Source organism: Myxococcus qinghaiensis (assembly GCF_024198215.1).
Classification (GTDB): domain Bacteria; phylum Myxococcota; class Myxococcia; order Myxococcales; family Myxococcaceae; genus Myxococcus; species Myxococcus qinghaiensis.
Genome location: NZ_JAKCFA010000005.1, coordinates 410261 through 430669 on the forward strand (window position 1 = coordinate 410261; position 20409 = coordinate 430669).

The 20409-nt window shown below is 70.9% G+C and carries 17 protein-coding genes; 14 read left to right on the forward strand and 3 right to left on the reverse strand.

Annotation, left to right across the window (positions count from 1 at the left end; translation table 11 throughout):
• The first annotated feature begins 8 nt into the window (after positions 1 to 8).
• The 5 genes from LZ199_RS11715 to LZ199_RS11735 all read left to right on the forward strand — a co-directional run bounded on the left by LZ199_RS11715 (position 9) and on the right by LZ199_RS11735 (position 4760).
• Positions 9 to 437 carry a DcrB-related protein gene (locus LZ199_RS11715; protein ID WP_253993737.1) on the forward strand — a complete coding sequence of 143 codons (429 nt, stop codon included), beginning with the start codon at positions 9 to 11 and terminating at the stop codon, positions 435 to 437.
• Between the two features lie 192 nt (positions 438 to 629).
• Positions 630 to 1310 carry a DUF4142 domain-containing protein gene (locus LZ199_RS11720; RefSeq protein ID WP_253993738.1) on the forward strand — a complete coding sequence of 227 codons (681 nt, stop codon included), beginning with the start codon at positions 630 to 632 and terminating at the stop codon, positions 1308 to 1310.
• A gap of 148 nt (positions 1311 to 1458) precedes the next feature.
• The gene (locus LZ199_RS11725) at positions 1459 to 2439 is read left to right on the forward strand and encodes a hypothetical protein (protein ID WP_253993739.1); all 981 of its coding nucleotides are present in this window, start codon (positions 1459 to 1461) and stop codon (positions 2437 to 2439) included.
• Between the two features lie 30 nt (positions 2440 to 2469).
• On the forward strand, positions 2470 to 3222 hold the full coding sequence (locus LZ199_RS11730; protein ID WP_253993740.1) for an ATP-binding cassette domain-containing protein: 753 nt from the start codon (positions 2470 to 2472) through the stop codon (positions 3220 to 3222).
• Complete coding sequence (locus tag LZ199_RS11735) at positions 3219 to 4760, forward strand: ABC transporter permease/substrate-binding protein (RefSeq protein ID WP_253993741.1); 1542 nt, start codon at positions 3219 to 3221, stop codon at positions 4758 to 4760. Before LZ199_RS11730 ends, LZ199_RS11735 begins: the two co-directional genes overlap by 4 nt.
• Positions 4761 to 4762: 2 nt before the next feature.
• On the opposite strand, the gene LZ199_RS11740 is transcribed toward LZ199_RS11735, so the two are convergent.
• A complete protein-coding gene (locus LZ199_RS11740; RefSeq protein WP_253993742.1) occupies positions 4763 to 5737 on the reverse strand; it encodes a COX15/CtaA family protein in 975 nt (324 codons plus the stop codon).
• 528 nt (positions 5738 to 6265) lie between these two features.
• Positions 6266 to 9220, reverse strand: a complete 2955-nt coding sequence (locus LZ199_RS11745; RefSeq protein ID WP_253993743.1) for a sigma 54-interacting transcriptional regulator — start codon at positions 9218 to 9220, stop codon at positions 6266 to 6268.
• Between the two features lie 186 nt (positions 9221 to 9406).
• On the opposite strand from LZ199_RS11745, the gene LZ199_RS11750 reads away from it, so the two are divergent.
• Positions 9407 to 10411: a hypothetical protein gene (locus LZ199_RS11750; protein WP_253993744.1), complete on the forward strand. Its 1005-nt coding sequence runs from the start codon at positions 9407 to 9409 to the stop codon at positions 10409 to 10411.
• Between the two features lie 3 nt (positions 10412 to 10414).
• Here the strand turns inward: LZ199_RS11750 and LZ199_RS11755 are convergent, their stop codons facing one another.
• Entirely contained in the window at positions 10415 to 11827 is a 1413-nt protein-coding gene (locus LZ199_RS11755; RefSeq protein ID WP_253993745.1) for an NAD-dependent succinate-semialdehyde dehydrogenase, read from the reverse strand.
• A 108-nt stretch (positions 11828 to 11935) separates the two neighbouring features.
• On the opposite strand from LZ199_RS11755, the gene LZ199_RS11760 reads away from it, so the two are divergent.
• The 8 genes from LZ199_RS11760 (at position 11936) to LZ199_RS11795 (ending at position 20371) form a co-directional block, all read left to right on the forward strand.
• The gene (locus tag LZ199_RS11760) at positions 11936 to 13705 is read left to right on the forward strand and encodes a sigma 54-interacting transcriptional regulator (RefSeq protein ID WP_253993746.1); all 1770 of its coding nucleotides are present in this window, start codon (positions 11936 to 11938) and stop codon (positions 13703 to 13705) included.
• Positions 13706 to 13918: 213 nt separating this feature from the next.
• On the forward strand, positions 13919 to 14653 hold the full coding sequence (locus tag LZ199_RS11765; RefSeq protein ID WP_253993747.1) for a hypothetical protein: 735 nt from the start codon (positions 13919 to 13921) through the stop codon (positions 14651 to 14653).
• 105 nt (positions 14654 to 14758) lie between these two features.
• Entirely contained in the window at positions 14759 to 15802 is a 1044-nt protein-coding gene (locus tag LZ199_RS11770) for a DUF7107 domain-containing protein (protein ID WP_253993748.1), read from the forward strand.
• Between the two features lie 47 nt (positions 15803 to 15849).
• The gene (locus LZ199_RS11775) at positions 15850 to 17949 is read left to right on the forward strand and encodes a serine/threonine-protein kinase (RefSeq protein WP_253993823.1); all 2100 of its coding nucleotides are present in this window, start codon (positions 15850 to 15852) and stop codon (positions 17947 to 17949) included.
• Positions 17949 to 18668 (forward strand): hypothetical protein, encoded by a 720-nt coding sequence (locus tag LZ199_RS11780; RefSeq protein ID WP_253993824.1) that lies wholly within the window; start codon positions 17949 to 17951, stop codon positions 18666 to 18668. The genes LZ199_RS11775 and LZ199_RS11780 overlap by 1 nt, the downstream gene beginning before the upstream one ends.
• A 62-nt stretch (positions 18669 to 18730) precedes the next feature.
• Positions 18731 to 18973 (forward strand): hypothetical protein, encoded by a 243-nt coding sequence (locus LZ199_RS11785; RefSeq protein ID WP_253993749.1) that lies wholly within the window; start codon positions 18731 to 18733, stop codon positions 18971 to 18973.
• Positions 18974 to 19088: 115 nt separating this feature from the next.
• Positions 19089 to 19532 (forward strand): ExbD/TolR family protein, encoded by a 444-nt coding sequence (locus LZ199_RS11790; RefSeq protein ID WP_253993750.1) that lies wholly within the window; start codon positions 19089 to 19091, stop codon positions 19530 to 19532.
• 134 nt (positions 19533 to 19666) lie between these two features.
• Complete coding sequence (locus tag LZ199_RS11795; RefSeq protein ID WP_253993751.1) at positions 19667 to 20371, forward strand: phosphatase PAP2 family protein; 705 nt, start codon at positions 19667 to 19669, stop codon at positions 20369 to 20371.
• Positions 20372 to 20409 lie beyond the last annotated feature (38 nt).

A 20409-nucleotide genomic window follows, 5' to 3' on the forward strand; every position in this document is an offset into this window, starting at 1 on the left:
CCGACACCATGAGCACGAACACCATTCGACACGGAGACCTCACGCTGCCTCTGCCCGAAGGCTGGGCGGATGCGAGTCAGGTCGTCGCCATGGGCCCGGTGGAGGAGGGCTTCCGGGCCAGCGTGGTGGTCTCCACCGAGCCGAGACAGGGACAGGAGACGGCGAAGGACCTGGCGACACGGGCGCTGGCGCAGCTGCAGCGCTCCACCCAGGGCTTCGCGCTCGTGAGTGAGAAGCCCGCGAAGTTCGGCGGGCAACAGGGCCTCACGCGCGAGTACACCTGCCTGGCAGGCGCGCTGAAGGTCGCGCAGCTCCAGTTCTACTGCGTGAAGGACAAGCAGGCCTACACCTTCACGTACACGCAGCGCGCGGACCGCATCGCCTACACCCGGGCGGTCGCGGAGCTGTTCTTCGGCTCGGTGCGCATCGGCGCCTGAGTCGGGCGCGGCTCGAAGCAGTGGGGCGTCCGGCACGAAAGTGTGTCGGGCGCCTCGTCCGTCAGGCCTCTCGCCCGACTTCGCGCGGCGCACGAAAGGGTGCTGCTCCAGGGAGGGGCGAGCTTGCGAGCGGCGATTGCCGAGCCACGGAGGGGGAACCAGCTTCCGGCATTCCCTGTCCAGGAGGACGGCATGGCTCGAAGGATTCTTGGTGGTGGTGGTGGTGCGGCGGCCCTGGCGGCGGCGCTGGTGTTCGGCTCGATGACGGGCACGGCGCTCGCGGAAGACGAGGCCAAGAAGGCCCACAAGGAAGACAAGCGCATTGGCGAGGCGGCGGCCGAGAAGGAGCTGTATGTCGGCAAGCTGGCCCTGTTCGACGCCAAGCAGATTGCCCTGGGCAACATGGCGCTGGAGAAGACGCAGGACCCGCAGGTGCGCCAGTTCGCGCAGAAGCTGGTGACGGACCACAAGCAGCACCTGTCCGACCTCAAGGCGTGGGCCGACAGCAAGTCCATCGAGGTGGCGACGGTGGACCTGGCCGGGCCTCCGGGGACGGGTGGCTCCGGGGCCACCCCCGGCATGCAGGAGGGCTACGACAAGAAGATGGAGGGCGTGGACGAGCGCCTGAACAAGCGCATCACGGAGGCGGAGAAGGAGCTGGACAAGCTCCGCGAGAAGAATGGCAAGGAGTTCGACAAGGACTTCCTCTCGCGCGTCGCCGATGACGGCAAGAAGGGGCAGGACCTGGCCAAGGAAGGCATGGACAAGTACAAGACCGACGCCGCCTTCAGCGCGCTCCTGAGCAAGACGCGTCAGGGCATCGCGGGCAACGAGACGATGGCCAAGGAGCTCGAGAAGTCGATGCGTCGCTGAATGACGCGCGGACTCTCGTGAGGCATCGGCGCGGTGACTCGGGGCGACCCGGTGTCACCGCGCCGGCGTTCTAGGCCGTGTGTGGGACTCCATGCGCGGGCGCTTCTCCTGGGTTGACGTCGCGGTGGACGGATGCCTATCCCGGCACATGGCGAATGCCTGGAAGTGGATGATGGCCTGGGGTTTCACGGTGCTGTGCGCGTGCGCGACGTCGGCGCCGCAGGTCCCGCCTGTCTCGCCCGAAGGAGCCACGCCCGCGGGTCCCTTCCTGCCGGAAGCTCGTGCGCTGTTCGAGGGATGCACGCCCGTTCCCGACAGCACCAGCTCGCGCATCTATCAGTGTGGTGACGCGACGGTGTGGCTCGTCGAGCGCAAGGACGTGCCCGCCGCGCGAGTGCTCACGCTCGCCCGGGCGCGCCTGGTGGAGCGGCTGGGGGAGGGGGTGGTGGTGGCGGAGGGGGCGCTGCCGCTCGCGGGGCGCTCGTGGCCGGCGGCCCGCTTCGCCGTGTGCGAGGTGGGGGACGCGGGCCTGGAGGGACCGGGCTCCTGTCGCGCGGGCGGCTATCTGGTCTCCGTGGCGGGGCTGCTGGGGCGGCAGCGGGAGCTTGGCTGTGTCGCGAAGGACAACGCCCAGCCCGCGTTGACGCGCTGTCTGGAGCTCTTCGAGTTCCTCGCGGCGCGCGGCAGTCCGGAGGGCGAGTCGCTGGACGCGGCGGCGTTGCTGCTGCCACCGCGCCTGCCCTGGCGCACGCTCGCGGTGCCCGAAGGCTGCCAGCCGTCATTGTCCACCAGTCGCGATGGGCGCATCCGCTGTGACGACGCGTCGTTGGTGTGGAGCGTGTATCGGCCCGCGCGGGAGGAGGTGACGGTGCGCTGGAGGGACCAGAGCGTCGCCGAGCTGAGGGCGGCGCTGCCGGGCGCAAGTCCCGTGGAGGAGGTGGAGTGCCTCCTGGAGGAGCGGCCCGCGCGGTGTCAGCGCTTCACCGCGCCGTCCGCGCGAGGCCCGCTCGTCGTCTGGGCTGGGGCGATGCAGTGGGATGACCGGGCACTGTTCGCTGCGTGCAGCTTCCTCGCGTCGGCCGAGCCCGCGTTCCCCGCGGTCTGCAATGGTGCCTTCTCCGTACCCTGAACCCACTGTCCCGCGCGAAGGGGCCGCCGCGTGTATGCCTTGCAGGATGTCTCCAAGCGCTTCGGCACCACGCAGGCGCTGCACGCGCTGAACCTCACCTTGCCCACGGGGCGGACCACCGTGCTGCTGGGGCCGAGCGGCTGCGGCAAGTCCACGCTGGTGCGACTGCTCAACGGGCTGCTGCATCCGGACACGGGGCAGGTGCTCTATGGGGGCAAGCCCCTGCCCACGGACGCGAAGGCGCTGCTGTCGGTGCGTCATCGGGTGGGCTACGCGCTCCAGGGAGGCGGGCTGTTTCCACATCTCACGGGTGAGGAGAACGTCACGCTGATGGCCCAGCACCTGCGCTGGTCTCCCGCGAAGACTCGCGAGCGGAGGGATGTGTTGGTGGAGCTGACGCGGTTTCCAGCCGAGGCGCTCGCGCGCTATCCGGCGCAGCTCTCTGGAGGACAGCGACAGCGGGTGGCGTTGATGCGCGCGCTCATGTTGGACCCAGAGGTGTTGTTGCTCGACGAGCCGCTGGGGGCGTTGGACCCGCTGGTGCGGCATGAGCTGCAAGCGGACCTGCGCGCCATCTTCGCGCGGCTGCGCAAGACGGTGGTGCTGGTGACGCATGACCTCGCGGAGGCGGGGTTCCTCGGTGACGACATCGTGCTCATGCGTGAGGGGCGCGTGGTGCAGCAGGGCAGCCTCGTGGACCTGGAGACCCGTCCCGCCGACCCGTTCGTCACGCGGTTCATCCAGGCCCAGCGACTGGCTCCGGGAAGCGGAGCGTCGGCATGAGCACGTGGAGAACATGCGCACCGACGGGTCTCGCTGTGCTCCTCCTGCTCTCGCTGGCGCTGACGGCATGCGAGCGCGCGAGCACGACCCAGGGCGAGCCCTCCGTGCGCGTGGGCTCCAAGAAGTTCACCGAGTCCGTCATCCTCGGGGAGATGGTGTCGCAGCTCGCGAGGAGCACCGGCGCGAGCGTGCGGCATCGGCGCGAGCTGGGTGGCACCGCCGTGCTCTGGGAAGCCCTGCGCCGAGGCGAGCTGGACGTGTATCCCGAGTACACCGGCACGCTGCGCCAGGAGTTGCTCTCCGGCCGCAAGCTGCCCGATGACGCGGCCCTGCGTGTCGCCCTGGCCGAAGAAGGGCTGCGCATGAGCGCGCCGCTCGGCTTCAACAACACCTATGCGCTGGGCATGAAGGAGGCCGAGGCCGAGCGACTCGGCATCCGGAGCATCTCCGACCTGCGCGAGCACCCCGCGCTGCGCTTCGGCTTCAGCAACGAGTTCATGGAGCGCGGCGACGGCTGGCCCGCGCTCCGCGACAGCTACCGCCTCCCTCAGCGCGAGGTCAGCGGCCTGGACCACGACCTCGCCTATCGCGGCATGGAGGCGGGCTCCGTCCAGGTGACGGACCTGTACTCCACGGACGCTGAAATCGCCGCCTATGGCCTGCGCGTCCTCGTGGACGACCTGCACCACTTCCCCGCGTACGACGCCGTGCTCCTCTACCGCGCGGACCTGGAGTCACGCGCTCCAGAGGCCCTCGCGACCATCCTGCGACTCTCCGGCACGCTGTCGGAGGAGAAGATGGTGAAGCTCAACGCCCGCGCACGACTGGAGCGCGTGCCCGAGGCGCAGGTGGCCTCCGACTTCCTCTCGCAAGCCCTGGGCGTCTCCACCGTGGTGCGCGGCGACAGCCTCGCCTCCCGCGTCTGGCTGCGCACGCGGGAGCACCTGTTCCTCGTCGGCGTCTCGCTGCTCGGGGCCCTGGCGCTCGCGGTGCCGCTGGGCGTGCTGGCCTCGCGCAGTCCCCGACTCGGGCAGGCCGTGCTCGGCCTCGCCGGCGTCATCCAGACCATCCCCTCGCTGGCGCTGCTCGTGGTGATGATTCCGCTGCTGGGCATCGGCTCGCGGCCGGCCATCGCCGCGCTGTTCCTCTACAGCCTCCTGCCCATCGTCCGGAACACGGCCTCGGGACTCACCGGCATCCCACTTGAGGTCCGCGAGTCCGCGGACGCGCTGGGCCTGCCTCCGCGCGCGCGGCTGTGGCGCATCGACCTGCCCATGGCCTCGCCCTCCATCCTCGCGGGCATCCAGACGGCCGCCGTCATCAACGTGGGCACCGCCACCCTCGGCGCGCTCGTGGGCGCGGGCGGCTACGGCCAGCCCATCCTCACCGGCATCCGCCTGGACGACACGCGCCTCATCCTCGAAGGCGCGGTGCCCGCCGCGGTGCTCGCCCTGCTCGTCAGCGGCGTGTTCGAGGCGCTGGGCCGCGTCCTCGTCCCCAAGGGCCTGCGGCTGCGCGCGGAGTCGGAGTCGCGCTGACGCTACACGGGCGACGCGTGCGTCGGCACCGTCTCCACCACCGGCTCCGCCCTGGGCGCATCGGCCGCGAGCCCCGCCGCGCACAGGCTCACCACGGCCATCCACACGAAGTCCGCCAGCAGCAGGTGCACCAGCTGCAACCACACCGGCGCCAGCAGCACCACGTTGACCAGGCCCGCCATCAGCTGCACCGAGTAGAGGATGCTGATGATGAACGCCGCGCGCTTCACCTCCACCGAGGGCCGCAGCCGCGCCATCCACCGGCCAATGAGCACCAGCAGCGCGCCCATGGACACCGCGAGCACCGGGTGCAGGATTCGCCGGCGGATGAAGACGTGCGCCGTGTCGGACACGTCCTGGCGCAGCCCCTCCATCAGCGTCTCCGAGGGGAACAGCGTGTCACCGAGCGCCGCCACCGCGCCGCTCACGCCGAGCAGCAGCATCCCCGCCACGCTCGTGCCCACCAGCACGCCCACCCACCCCTGGCCCCGGAACGTCAGCGGCGCACGGCCTCGAGCGAACCAGATGACCAGCGTCTGCGCGCCCACCAACAGGAACGTGTTCACCAGGTGCACGCCCATCCACACCGCGCGGCCCAGGGACGCGTTGTCCGCCACGTACTTGAGGAGCACGATGCCGGCGCCCACGAGGGCCTCCGTCAGCATGAAGAACAGCGCCCAGCTCGCCGCCTTGCGCACCGGGTGCCCCTTCGCATGTGCTCGAAGGGCCCACACGCACAGGACCACCGCGAGAATCATGACGAGCCCGCTCGTCAGCCGGTGGGTGTACTCGATGAGCGTCTGCACGGTGGGCTCGCGGGGCACCACCTCGCCGTTGCAGTGCGGCCAGTGGTCGCCGCAGCCCGCGCCGGAGCCCGTCGCCCGGACGAAGGCGCCCCACAGAATCACCCCCAGCGTGAAGACCAGCACTCCGACGCTGAAGGCCTGGAACCGACGTGACGAGGCGGCGTGAGTCATCGCGGTCCCCTTAACCCACTTCGACCCCACTCGCTGCCCGAGCCCCCTCATCCAGTTTCAACCGGGCCATCAGCCGCGCTGCTCGCCTCCCTGCTCGCAGTGCGTCAGGCCATATCCGGATAGGGCCAGCCGGATGTCCCACTCGGGCCGTTGGATATACCTGCTCCCTTTGACTACCCGTTCGGATGATTTCCATTGAGCAGATCCATCGGCCTAAGGGCTGGCACGTATGGTGCTTAACGAATGGTCAGTGAGCGACGGACCTCTCCGGAGGCTGGCGACACACGGTTTGAACTGGTGACCGCTCTCGAGTGGTCCCGGCACCCAGGGTCGAAGCTTCCCCCCTCTTTGGCCCATGGGTGTGTTCTTTGAGAGGCATCGATTCGGAAGCAGCACTGCGCTCTGGGCCGGGGTTCCCCCCCTCCCCGGCCCGGAGCGTGACCTCTTCCTTCAGCCTCGACAGGTTCCCACAGGGGTGTGGGGAAACAGGGCGGGGCGCATCGCGGGTTGGGGACGATTCCTCAACCCTCAGCCCGCGATGCGCATCTGCTCCGCCCCCAGCACCGTCGGCAGCGGCCCGTAGGCCATGGAGCGCTCGATGACGTTGCGCAGCTCGCGCACGTTGCCGGGCCACGAGTGCGCCATCAGCGCCGCCAGGGCATCCGGTCCCAGCACGGGCGGCGTCTGGCCCTCCGGCGTGAGCTGCCGGACGAAGTGCTTCGCCAGCGCCACCACGTCCTCGCGACGCTCGCGCAGCGGGGGCACCCGCACCGGCACCACCTGCAGCCGGTAGTAGAGGTCCTCGCGGAAGCGGCCCTCGCGCACCAGCTGGCTCAAGTCCCGGTGGGTGGCCGCCACCACGCGCACGTCCACTTCCACCGGCCGCGTCTCGCCCAGGGGGAACACCTCCCCGTTCTCCAGCACGCGCAGGAGCTTGGGCTGCACGTCCAGCGGCAGCTCGCCAATCTCGTCCAGGAAGAGGGTGCCGCCGTGGGCCGCGCGCAGCACGCCGGGGTGGTCCGACGCCGCGCCGGTGAAGGAGCCGCGCCGGTAGCCGAAGAGCTGTCCCTCGAAGAGCTCCTTGGGGACGGCGGCGCAGTTGAAGGCGACGTAGGGGCGCTGCGAGCGGGTGGACAGCACGTGCAGCGCCCGCGCGACGACTTCCTTTCCCGCGCCGGACTCGCCGGTGACGATGACGGTGGAGCGGCTGGCGGACAGGCGCGCCAGCTCCACGCGCATCCGCTTCATGGAGGGCGAGGCGGCGATGAAGCCCGGCAGCTCCGCGTCCCGGCCCGGCTCCTCCGGCGCGGACTCGTTCGAGCCGGGCACCTCCACGTTCACCATCGCGAAGCCGCGCAGGGTGGCCACCTCCAGCGCGAAGCCGCCCAGCCGTGACAGCGCCGTGAGCAGCGCGCGGCCATCCGCCGGCAGCGGGCCCGCGACACCCAGCCGCAGCCGTCGCCCGCAGCCGTCGCCGAACTCCACCTCGTCCGTGCTCGGCGTCGTGTCCAGTCCCGCCAGCAGGGTGATGCGGCCCTGGGAGTCCACCTCCTCCAGGCGCGGCGCGCAGCCGGGGAACAGCCCCTCCAGCACACCCAGCAGCTCACGCTGGATGAGGGGCGCGCCCATGCCTCGCACGGACAGCCGCTCGAAGGGCACCACCAGCGCCTCCGCGCCCAGGCGCTTCTCGGAAGCGCTGTCGGGGATGGAGGCGCGCTCGTTGGGGGGACGCACCGAGGCGGGGATGAAGTTGGGGGGCGGCGTCATCCCGCCCAGGCGGCGCAGCTCCGCCTCGCTGGCGGCGAGCAGCTCGTCGGCGGCGGGGTCGCCCTCGTGCTTCGCCAGCCACGCCAGGAGATTTCGCGTGTAGCCGGCCATGCACACGTCGCCGGAGAGGCGGAAGGTGCCCAGCGACGCCTCCAGCAGCTCGCGGGCCTCGCGCGTGCGGCCCTCCAGCACCAGCAGCAGGCCCTCGAAGCGGTGCAGCAGCGCCGAGTGCCACGCGGACGGCATCCGCTCCAGGAACGCGCGGGTGCGGCGCAGCACCGCGCGGCCCTCCTCGCGCTGGCCCGCGTAGCCTCGCGCGGCCGTCTCATAGAGCAGGCACTCGCGGCGCAGGTAGGGCCAGCCGCCCAGCTCCATGACGCGCGCGCCCGCTGCGGCGAAGCCCGCGGCGGCCTGCTGGGCGGGGCCGCTGGAGAGGTCCGCCATGGCCTCCACGAAGAGGGCGTAGGCGCCGGTGAGTCCGCGTTGGATGTTGCCGTCATACGCGGCCAGCTTCGCCGCCAGCCTGCGCAGCTCCGTGGGCTTGCTCGTCGTCAGCCACAGCCGCGCGCGAGTCACCGCGAGGTGCAGCGGCGACCAGCTCAGCTCCTCGACGACGGCGTCGGCCTCGTCCAGCACCGTCTCCGCCTCCGCGAAGCGGGCCAGGCGCAGCAGCGCGTCCGCCTCCGCGCGCGCGGCGAAGATGAAGGAGAAGCCCCGCGCCATGCGTCCGCCGTACGCGGCCTCGCGCGCGCGGCGCACCAGCAGGAGCGCCTCTTCCGGCTCGCACGCTTCATCCAAGCGGCGCTGCGCGAGGAAGGCGAGGTTGCGCGCCTCCAGGAAGGCATACCCGAGCCGCGCCGCGCCCTGTGCCACCTCGCGGAAGCGCCGGGTGGCCTGGGTGGCCTCGCCGCGGATGGCCTCCTCGTGCGCGCACACGTCCTCGGCCAGCAGGCGCAGCGCCGGGTCGGTCACCCCCGCGAGCGCCTCCGCCACGCGTCCGGCGTAGCGATTCACCCGCTCGATTTCGCCCAGGTAGAAGGCGCCCGCCATCTGCGCCATGCGCAAGAGGCAGCGCGCGTCCGGGTCCGGGCGCTCCGCCATCAGCGCCTCGGCGCGAGCGACGTGCGCGTCGGATTTGGCGACGTCGAGCAGCTTGCCGTCCGGTGACGCGTAGAGGATGGCCGCCAGCGCGTGGACTTGAAGCTCCACCCACTCCGGCAAGAGGCCCGTCTCGGCTTCACCCAGGTGGGGCAGCAGCGTGGCGAAGGCGCCCCGGCTGTCCTCGCGTCCCCAGCGTTGGAGATGGGCCAGGCCCACCGCCGCCAGGGCCCGCGCCCCCGGCGTCTTGAGCACGCCCGAGGCCCCCAGCGTCAACAGCTCCTCTTCCGCCGCGCGCCACTCCGCCCGCTTCAGGCGCTCCAGGCAGGGCTGGAGCCGGACGCTCTCCTCGGGACGCAGGGGCTGACGGGACAGGGAGGGAAGGCGGGAGACGCCGGAGAGCCCACCGGCCCCCAGCAACTGGCGCAGCGCCTGGGCCACCCGCCCACGGGGCCTGCGAGCCTGGGGCGCCGACTCCGGCAGCTCCCAGCGGTACACGGTGAGGGGGGTGACACCGAGCATGCGGGCGAAGGCGGCGCGACTGTGCCCTCCACGCAGGGCGCGGATGGCCTCGGGTCCCAGCTCCCCGCGCTCCCCCTTTTCCTCGATGCTCTCCACGACACCGAACCCCTTGTGCCCCCCGCAGACGCAATCTCATGGGCCTTTTCCAGGGAGAATGCAAACGATTGAGCATTCCCCAAGGTGAACCGAGCGTCACGTTGGGGTGACGCGCCCAACATGAAGGAGACAGTGGGCGGAAGGCTCACCCTCCCGCGTCGCGGGGGGAAGTCGTTATCGTACCGTGTGCCCCGCGCTCCCGAGTCACCTCCGCCCCCCTCGTCGCAGCTCCAGGACGAGCGTCTTCGTCGGTTGGAAGGCGCCCTGTCGGAGGGGCAGGCGCGAGAGGACGCGGCCGTGGAGGCGTGGGTCCGCAAGACGGGTCGCCTGCCGCCTCGCAAGGTCCGCCGGCAGTGGGAGAAGCAGTGGCGAAAGGAAGCCCGGCGGGCCGCGAACAGCGCGGTGCGGACGCGGCGGTCCTCCCAGCGCTCCAGGGACCCGGCGAAGGCGGCGGCCTTCATGGCGTCGGCGATGACGTGTCTCTTGATTGCGATAGGGCAGCGGCGGATGTGGTGGCTCGTCTTCGTGGCGCTGGGACTCTTCCTGGTGGCGGCGAAGTACCTGAAGCGCCCTTCACCCGAGGCGGCGCCGACGAAGTCCGGGCTCGGCGAGCGCGGCGCGGGACAGACGGATACCCCGTCGTCGGAGGACCCGAGGGTGGCGCGGGTGGATGCGCTGTGCGCGAAGCTGCTGGCCGAGCTGGGGCAGGGGCCCGAGGTGCTGCGCGAGGTGGTGCACGCGCCCGAGCGCACGGTGGAGGCGCTGCGCCAGGGGTGTCACGCGCTGGCGCGCCGGGAGCGGGAGCTGCGCGCGCTGGTGACACCGGAGGAGACTCGCCGGCTCGAAGAGGAGCGGGAGCGCCTTTCGACGCGTGTGGCGGCGGAGAAGGACGCGGTGGTGCGCGAGCGGCTGCAAGGCGCGCTGACGGCGCTGGACGCGCAGCGGGCGCAGCGGGCGGAGCTGGCCACGGCGGCGGACCGGCTGGAGGCCGAGCACACGCGGCTCTACTACACGCTGGAGGGGCTGTACGCGCAGGTGCTGCGGGTGCGCTCGGCGGACGCGGCCGGCGAGGACATCGCCGGGTTGGGCCTGCGCCAGAGCGTGGAGCAGCTCGGCGCGGAGGTGGAGGCCGTGACGCAGGCGTTGGAAGAGGTCCACCGCCCGTCGGATGGCCGGGTGCGCACGCGTTGAGGGTTACTCGCTGAGGGCGCGGCCCTTGGGCGACGACTCGCCTCCGGAGGTGCTGGCCACGCGCACCGTCTTGGCATTGAGGAACTCGTGGATGCCCAGGTCGGCCAGCTCGCGCCCGTGGCCGGAGTGCTTCACGCCGCCGAAGGGCAGCCGCGCGTCGGAGACGACCATCTCGTTGACGAACACCATGCCCGCCTCGACGCCGTCGATGAACTGGCGCTGCTCCTCCGCGTCCTTCGTCCACACGCTGGCGCCCAGGCCGAAGGGCGTCGCGTTGGCCAGTTCAATCGCGTGCGGGACGTCCTTCGCGCGCAAGAGCGTGGCCACCGGGCCGAACAGCTCGTCATGGAAGGCGGGCGCCTTCGGGGGCGGATCCGCCAGCACGGTGGGCGGGTAGAAGTTCCCCGGGCGCTCCAGGGGCTTGCCTCCGAGCACCAGGCGCGCGCCGGCCTTCACGCTCTCCTCCACCTGCGCGTGCAGACCCTTGAGGATGCTCTCGGTGGCGAGCGGGCCCAGGTCCGTCTTCGGGTCCATGGGGTCGCCCACGGTGACGCGCTTCATGCGCTCCACGAAGCGGCGCTCGAAGTCGGCGGCGATGGACTCGGCGACGATGAAGCGCTTGGCGGCGATGCAGGACTGGCCGTTGTTGATGAGGCGCGCGGACACCGCCGTCTCCACGGCCTTGTCCAGGTCCGCGCTGGGCATGACGATGAACGGGTCGCTGCCGCCCAGCTCCAGCACCACCTTCTTCAGCGACTTGCCCGCGGACGCGCCCACCGAGCGGCCCGCGGCCTCGCTGCCGGTGAGCGTCACGGCCTTGACGCGCGCATCCTCGATGACGCGATTCACGTCGGCCGTCTCGATGAGCAGCGTCTGGAAGGCGCCGGCCGGGAAGCCCGCCTGGAGGAACAGCTCCTCCAGCGCGAGCGCGCACTGGGGCACGTTGTGCGCGTGCTTGAGCAGGCCCACGTTGCCCGCCATCAGCGCGGGCGCGGCGAAGCGCACCACCTGCCAGAAGGGGAAGTTCCACGGCATGATGGCCAGCACCGGGCCCAGCGGCTGGTAGCGGACGAAGGCGGTGTCGCCGCCCACTTCGATGGGCCGGTCCTTGAGCAGGCCCTCCGCCTTGGCCACGTAGTAGCGGCAGGCGGTGGAGCACTTGCGGGCCTCGGCCTTGGCGGCCTCCAGCGGCTTGCCCATCTCCTCCGTCATGATGCGGCCGTAGCGCTCCGCCTCCGCGTCCAGCAGCTCCGCGGCGCGGCGCATCCACCGGGCGCGCTCGGCGAAGGACGTCCGACGGTAGGTGTTGAACGTGTCGGCCGAGAGCTGGAGCTTCATCTCCAGCTCCGCCGGGGTGAGGGCGTTGAACGTGCGCAGCGTCTTGCCCGTCGTCGGGTCGATGGTGGCGATGGCCATGGGAAGCTCCTTCCGGGGGCCCCGTGATAGCAGCCGGGCGCGTCCGGACAATGACTCGGGTGGAGGGAGCGTCGTGCCGCGTACGCGCCCGTGCTCCGCATTCCTGATATGCGACAGAGTCGCTCCGCTCCCGCCATGCCCCAGCTCCTGGTCCTCCCCGACGGCCGCCGTCTCCCGCTGGACAAGCCCGTCATCTCCGTAGGCTCCGATGCCACCTGCGACGCCGTGCTCACAGCGCCTGGCGTGAAGCCGAGCCACGCGCTGCTGTTCCGCGACGCGCGAGGCTGGAGCGTGTCCCCCGCGGGCAAGGGCTGCGACATCAAGGTCCGAGGCAAGCGCGTGGACCTGGCGCCGCTGGAGCCCGGGGACCGCTTCCGCGTGGGCACGGTGGAACTGGAACTCGTCGACGCGGTGGAGTCCGCGCCTCGTGACGCGGCGGAGGTGGCGCCGCGACAGGAGGGCCGGCTGGTGGCGGTGCTCGCGGAGCTGTCCTCGCGACTGCTGGTGCAGCGCCCGCCCCAGGAGTTGTTGGAGGTGGCGATGCGCGGGCTCGCCGAGGTGGTGGGCGCGGACGTGGGCTTCCTCGTCACCGCGGATTCGCGCGAGGGGCCCCGGCGCGTGCTGTGCGCCACCGGAGCGAAGCCCGAGGCGGCGGTGGTGGACAGCCTGGTGGACCGGGTGCTGACGTCGGGCTCGCCGGTGCGGGTGGCGGACGTGGAAGCGGACGCGGCGCTGGCGCGGGCACCGAGCCTGGAGGCCCTGCGGTTGGGCTCGGCGTTGGTGGTGCCGCTGCGCGTGGAGTCGGTGCCGCTGTCGGTGGTGTACCTGGGGCGACGCTTGGGAGCCCCGGCCTTCTCGGCGGTGGAGCTGGAGGAGGCCATGGCGCTCTCCGCGCTGACGGCGCTGCTCTTGTCGACCCGGCGCGAGCTGACGGAGCTGCGCGCGACAGTGGAGGGTCTCACCCGCCGCATCGAAGCGGCGACCTTCGAGGGGCTCATCGGCGAGTCGCCATCGATGCGCGCGCTGTACCGGCAGGTGGAGCGACTGGGGCCCACGCCGCTCAACGTCCTCATCGAAGGAGAGACGGGGACGGGCAAGGAGCTGGTGGCGAGGGCGCTCCACCGGCGCAGCGGGCGGCGCGGGCGACTGGTGGCCATCAACTGCGCGGCGCTGCCGGAGAGCCTCATCGAGCGCGAGCTGTTCGGCCATGCGCGCGGCGCCTTCACTGGCGCGGGTGCGGAGCGGGCGGGGCTGGTGGAGGCGGCCGACGGAGGCACCCTCTTCCTGGATGAGATTGGGGACATGCCCCTGTCGCTCCAGACGCGCCTGTTGCGCGTGGTGCAGGAGCGCGAGGTGACGCGGTTGGGTGAGCACCAGCCGCGCAAGGTGGACGTGCGCGTGGTGTCGGCGACGCACGTGGGGATGGAGGAGGCGGTGCGACGAGGCACCTTCCGCGCGGACCTGCGCTTCCGACTGGAGGAGGTGCGCGTGGACGTGCCCCCGCTGCGAGAGCGCGGTGACGACGTGCTGCTCATCGCCCACCATGTGCTGACGCAGGAGTCGCGCAGGGCACGAGGCTTCACGCAGAAGGCCACGGAGGCGCTGCGCGGGCATCCCTTTCCCGGCAACGTGCGGGAGCTGGCGTCGCGCGTGCGTCGCGCGGCGGTGCTGGCCACGGACGAGCTCTTGGGGCCCGAGGACCTGGAGCTGGGCGGTGACGCCACGCCGATGATTCCCCTGGAGGACGCGCGCGAGGCGTTCGTCCAGCGCTACGTACGCGAGGCGATTGCGCGCTGTGGTGGCAGCAAGAAGGACGCGGCGGCGGCGCTGGGCATCGGCCTGCGCTCGCTGTTCCGCTACCTGGGAGAGGGGGACTGACAGGCCGCCTCCCAGGGAGGCCTGTTCCGCGTGCCAGTCCTGGCACGTTTCCCCCGGCGCCGGGCCGTCATCGGGGCTGAGGCGTCACGCAACCCCGTGGAATCGGGGCGGTTCGGTGTCTCGCGAGGTCGCGGCACGCACGTTGCGATGGGGCTGCCCATCGCACGCTGGCGGAGAGCCGCCACGGTGCAACCGAACCTCGGGGAGACGCACATGAAACATGTCGTGATGGGATTGTTCCTGGCGCTGGCGGTCGTGGGTTGTGGCAGCACGAAGGACGATGACGGCGGGGGTCCCGACGACAACCCCAGCCAGCAGGACGCCGCGCTGTGCAGCGCGAGCAAGGCCTGTCCCTCCGGGCAGTTCTGCTTCAACGGCCTGTGTGCGCTCGGCTGTCAGACGAACGCCAACTGCGCGGCGGACCAGTACTGCGACGCCGAGGACACGGGCACCCTGGCCTCCTACTGCAAGAGCAAGAACGTGCCGACGTGCACCTCCAACAGCCAGTGCCTGAGCAACCAGGTCTGCATCGAGGGCCTGTGCAGCCTGGCGCCTCCGGCCAACCCGCCTTCATGCAACCCGGAGACGAGCGACTTCAAGGACGGCTGTGACAACTACTCCGTCTGTCTGGACCCGGATGACGACGGCTCGCGGCAGCCGTACTGCGCCAGCTTCGCGCCGTGCGCCGAGGACGGTGCCTGCCCCACGGGCCTGGGCGGCGCGGTGTGCAACGACGGCTACCTGGCCAACAAGGGCCGCTTCTGCATGCAGGGGATTTGCCGTGACAACTCGAACTGCCCCTCGTCGTGGAGCTGCGTGAAGCCCGTCGTCGGCGCCGTCCTGGGGTTCTGCAGCCCGGGGGCCTTCGGCTTCCCGTGCACGGAGAACGCGCACTGCAAGAGCGGCCAGTGCTTCGCCGCCCCTGGCGTCATGGGCGCCTGCATGTAGTGGGCGGAGGTGGCCCTGTGTTCTCGAGTCGGGGGACACGGGGCCCTTCTGTGTAGGGGCTGCGCTTCGAGCGTCCCTCCGCATAGAGTCGACCGGGCCTTGGTGATGCGCCGCCTTCTTCCGCTCTCGTTGTTGCCCGTGCTCGTGTTGCTCGTCGCGCCGGGCTGTCCGCTCGACATCCGCATCCGCTGTGACGAGTCCCAGGAGTGTTCCCAGGGACAGGTCTGTGTGCGGGGAGGTTGCGAGCCCGTGGACGCGGAGCGGGTGGGGGCGGCCTGTGGCGCGGATTCGGACTGTGGCGAGGGCCTGTCTTGCGGCCTGGGCTTTCCGGGTGGGTATTGCCTGTTCGAGTGCTCCGAGGCGAAGGACTGTCCTCGAGGCACCGTGTGCGCGACGGAGTTGGGGCAGTGCCTGCGGACCTGTGGCGAGGACTGTGCTCGCTCGGGGTACGGCTGCGGCGCGGTGCCGCAGGCGGGCGAGCCGCTGACTGCTTGTGTGCCGGTGATGACGTCCGCGGATGGGGGCTGCACGGGGACTGCGTGCGAGGTGCCGGACGCGGGTTGCACGGGCTCGGGATGCGGTGTACCGGACGGAGGCTGCAAGGGCACGGGGTGCGGGACGCCGGACGCGGGGTGTTCGAGCACGGTAGCGGTGGGAGGCCCGTGCTCGCGGGCGTGTGAGTGCGCGGACCCGGCCGCGGCCTGTGAGGACTCGAAGTGCACGCTGACGTGCGTGTCGGACTTCGCGTGTCGGGACGGGCGACGGTGCTCGAATGACGCGTGTGTCGTGGGGCCTCGGCTGGGAGATGCGTGCACGGACTCGCTCGACTGTCCCACCTTCGCGTCGTGTCCCAGGGAGCGGATGCGGTGCGAGGAGAAGTGCAATTGGAACGCGGGTGGCGGCCTCTGCGAGCCGGGTTACCAGTGTGCTCCGGACGGGCTGTGCGTGCAGGCGTGCTCGGGCACTCCGGCGTCGGTGGGAGAGGTCTGTGAGAACTCGATGGACTGCTCGCCGTGTAGCGTATGCCTGACTTCAGGGGCGGCCTTGCGGTGTCGGCAGCCCTGCCGGTTGGACCGGGATTGCCCTGGGGGCGCGGTGGGGGCCTGCGAGCAGGTGGGGGACACGAAGGCCTGTCGGCTGTCGCTGTAATCCTCCGGGTTGCTCGCGGAGGCGCGCTCCCGGAGAATGCGCGGGTGATGACGGGTGAGGTGCTTGCGGGCCGCTACCGACTCGAGCGCGAGTTGGGGCGTGGGGGAATGGCCACGGTCTTCCTGGCCACGGACCTGCGGCTGTCGCGCCCGGTGGCGCTGAAGCGGATGCACCCAGGAGACGGCACGGGCCGCGCCGAGCGCTTCCGCAGGGAAGCGGAGCTGGCTGCGTCACTCCACCATCCCAACGTCCTGGAGGTTCACGACTACGGCGAGGACGGGGAGCACGGTCCTTTTCTCGTCTGCGAGTGGGTGCGGGGCGAGGACCTGCGCGCGCTGGCGGGGAGGCTGTCGCCGGTGCCGCCCGAGGCGGTGATGGTGCTGGGCTGGGAACTCGCCCGGGCGCTGGCGGCGGCCCATGCGCGAGGCATCGTCCACCGCGACGTGAAGCCGGACAACGTGCTGGTGGCGGAGGGAGGTCCGCTGAAGCTGGCGGACTTCGGTCTCGCCGCGCTGGAGGACCAGGAGCGACTGACGAGCACCGGGGCGGTGACGGGCTCGCTGCCGTACATGGCGCCCGAGCGCATCGACACGGGCGCGTACTCGCCCGCCTCGGATGTGTATGCGGTGGGGGTCATCCTGTTCGAGCTGTGCTCGGGGACGACGCCGCACGCGGGCAAGGGCGCGGCACATCTGGCTTTGTCGGTGATGACGAAGGAGGCGCCGTCGCTGACGGAAGTGGTGCCGGGCACGCCCGAGCCGCTGGCGTCACTGGTGGCGAGGTGTCTGGCGAAGGATGCGCGGGACAGACCTCGTGACGGGGCCGTGCTCGCGGCGGCGCTGGAGGAGTTGCTTCAGCGCGGGGTCGGGCCGCCGGCCGAGGTGGCTCGGGAGTTCTTGAGCAATCCGGTGGCGGTTGTTTCCCGGTGGCGTCGGGCACGGTTCGAGCGGTTGCTGGAGGAGGGCCGTGGACTGCTGGCGCGCGGTGAGGGAGCGCGAGCCGCGAAGGTGCTCAACGCCGCGCTGGTGCTGGAGCCTGCTTCCGCCGAGGTGGTGGCGCTGTTGCGCGAGCGGCCGAGGCGCTCCGGGTGGCGGGCTGGTGCCGTGGGCGCGGGACTCGTGTTCTGCGCGGCGGTGGGGTGGGGTGGCTGGTCGCTTGTTCGACGGAGCGGGACTGAAGCCTCCGGACGGGTCGTGGCGAGCGCCAACGTGCGTTCGGGCGAGGTCGTCGCGGCAGGCCGGGTGATGTCCGCACAGTGGGACGGTGAGAACTTCGCCGCAGTGGCGATGATTCAGGAGCGCGAACGAGAGAAGCCGTCGCGTGGCGCGGAGTCTCCGTCAGGGCAGGTGTCCCCGGAGCCGGTGCCTGTCGATGACGCCACCGCCGCCGCCGAGCAGCCCCGCGTTCCCACGAGCGACAATGAGTCACCTCTTCCGAGGACAGACCCCTCCACACGGGATGCCTCGCGAGGACGGGGGCGTTCGGAGGAAGTGGCTTCGGTGAAGCCCGGTGGGGCATCTGCGCCGACAGGACGTTCGGACGAAGTGGCTTCGACGAAGCCTGTCGGGTCGCCTGTGCCGAAGGGACGTTCGGAGGAAGGAACTCCGGGGAAGCCCGGCGGGTCGCCTGTGCCGACGGGACGTTCGACGCGAGGGGAGCCCGTTGGTGCCTCCCAGTCGCCGGTGCCGACGACGAGCCCGGGCGTGGGAACCACTGCCCCCGCGCGTCCCGCCGTGTTGAAGGTGACCGCGCGCCCGTGGGCGGAGGTGTTCGTGAATGGCGAGAGTCGGGGCTACACGCCTCGCGTGCGTGAGCTCTCGCTGCCAGCGGGGACCTACCAGCTGCGCTTCGTCAACCCGCTCTGTGACGAGGTCGACCAGGAGGTCACGCTCGCGCCCGGAGAGACGGTGGTGCGCGACGTGGTGTTGTCGTTGCGCAAGGCGGAGGTGCTCATCCTCGCGCCTGCGGGTGCGCGGCTCTTCGTGGACGGCCGGGAGGTGGGCGTCGCGCCCCTCTCTGGCCCGGTGGCCGTCGAACATGGGCGACACACGGTGACGGCGCGCCGAGCGGGTGCTCCTCCCTTGCAGCGAGAGGTGGACGTGGTTGCCGGTCGTCGTCTCGAAGTGACGTTGGACGTGACGCCGTGATGGGCGCGGCCTTGTTGATGACGGTGCTCGCGGCCACTCCGCTCGACGGCGCGCGCGGTGCCTACCAATCCGGCGAGCTGTCCCAGGCGCGCGCGGAGCTGGAGTCCCTGCTCTATCCGCTGCGGCTCGACGGAGACGCGTTGGAGGCGGACGTGCACCTGCTGCTCGCGGCCACCTACCACGCACAGGAAGAGCTCGCTCGGGCGGAGGACGAGGTGGTGCGAGGGCTGGCCGTACACGGTGACGCGGTGTTGGATCCGCTGCTGTATCCGCCGGACTTCCTCGCCTTCGTGGAGCGTGCGCGTGTGCAGCATCAGGCGCGCATCGCGGAGCTGCGCGCGGAGCGACGTCCTCGGTTGCTGCCACCACCGACGCCCATCGTCGACCCCGTGGGCCAGGTCGCGGTGCCCGCTTCGCCGACGCGGGCCTGGTATCTGGCGCCGTTGGGGGTGGGGCACTTCAAGCATGGGCGCTCGGGAATGGGAGCGGTGATGGCGGTGACGCAGGGGTTGGGGCTCGCGGTGGCGGGCGTCTCGCTGGGGACCTCGCTCTCGATGCGCGGAGCGGATGGCCGCTACAGCGCGAGCGACGCGGGGAAGGCGCGGACGCTCAACGTGACGTACCTGGTGGGCGCCTATGCCTTCGCGGCCGCCTATGCGTATGGTGTCCTGGATGGGATGGTGCTGACGCCCGCTCCGGTCGCTCGCCCGGTGCCCTGAGGGACGGGCGGGATTTTCGTTTCGGGGAGCCCGCTTTTAAGAGCGGAAGAATGGAGGCCGACATGACCACCGACATCATCCGTGAGCGCCGCTTCAACCCCCTGATTGCGGGAGTGTTGTCGTTCTTCATCCCGGGCCTGGGCCAGCTCTACAAGGGGCAGTTGTTCCGAGCCATCCTGTGGTTCTGCTTCGTCGGCGCGGGGTACTGGTTCTTCCTCATCCCGGGCTTCGTGCTGCACTTCTTCTGCGTGTTCGGCGCGGCCCTGGGCAGCGCGGGACAGGACCGGCTCCGGCTTCGCAGGTAGCGGTGAGCACCGCGTCGTGACGGAACGATGACCCGACGCGGGACGTCCGCCCGCCAACGGGTCTTCGTGCGCGTGTACCACTGTGACTGTCCCTTCCAGCAAGGAGCAGTCGCGCATGGGCATGTCCAGCGGTGGTGGCCGGGGTGGAGTGAAGAGCGACATCAACGTCACACCCCTGGTCGACGTGGTGCTCGTCCTCCTCATCATCTTCATGGTGGTGACGCCCATGATGAAACGAGGCAAGGACGTGGAGCTTCCCCAGGCGAAGCATATCGAGGAGGAGGACGGGCCCGACCCGTTGATCCTCTCGGTGACTCCTGACCGGAAGCTGTTCGTGGAGTCCGAGGCCTATCCGGACGAGCGCGTCCTCCAGGAGAAGCTCAAGGCCGAGCTGAAGCAGGAGCCTCGGCGGCGGTTGTTGCTCAAGGTGGACCAGTCGCTCACGTACGCGGACGTGATGAAGGTGATGCGACTGGCGAAGGACTCCGGAGCGGAGCGGGTGTCGCTCGCGGTGGTGAAGCCCGAGATTGCGGCGAGCGCGGGCACGCCGTCCCGTTGACACCCTGAGGACACGTCCGCGGGTTCCGGTGCCAAGGCCGGAGCCCGCGAGACGACAGTCCTCACGTCATGCGCGCCTCCGTGCGTGGGCCCAGGCATAGTGTCGCGGATATGTGGCGAGGCTTGTGGGCGAGGATGTCCCAGCAGAACGTGGCGGTGACGCGGCTCATCGGGATGCTGCTGTTGCTGGGCGTGTGCTGTCTGGGGTTCATCGCGTTGTCGGACGAGGTGTCAGAGGGGGAGACGCAGGACTTCGACGAGCGGGTATTGCGAGCGCTGCGAAGTCCGGAGGATCCACTGGTGCCGAGGGGCCCCTGGTGGTTGCGGCTCACGGCGGAGGATGTGACGTCACTGGGGGGCGCGCCGGTGTTGTTCCTGGTGACGCTGGCGGTGTGCGGCTTCCTGGTGCTGGTGCGGCGCTACCGGACGTTGCTGCTGGTGCTCGTGGCGACGGTGGGCGGGACACTGCTGAACGGGGCGCTGAAGCAGTTCTTCTCCCGGCCTCGGCCCTCGGTGGTGCCGCACCTGAAGCAGGTGATGACGACGAGCTTCCCGAGCGGACACGCGATGTTGTCGGCCATCGTGTACCTCACGCTGGGAGCGCTCCTGGCGCAGCTCGCGGAGAGCAGGCGCGTGAAGGCCTACATCCTCACGGTGGCGCTGTTGCTCCCGCTGCTGGTGGGGCTGACGCGGGTATACCTGGGGGTGCACTACCCCACGGACGTTCTGGGCGGCTGGGTGGCGGGGCTCGCATGGGCTCTGCTGACGGCGCTCGTGGCGCGTGGCCTGCGACGGCGCAGCCCGGCCCTGCGTGAAGAGACGCGGCGCGAGATGGAGTGACGTCTACGCCGTGGATGTCGGCCGGTGGCTCATCCTCT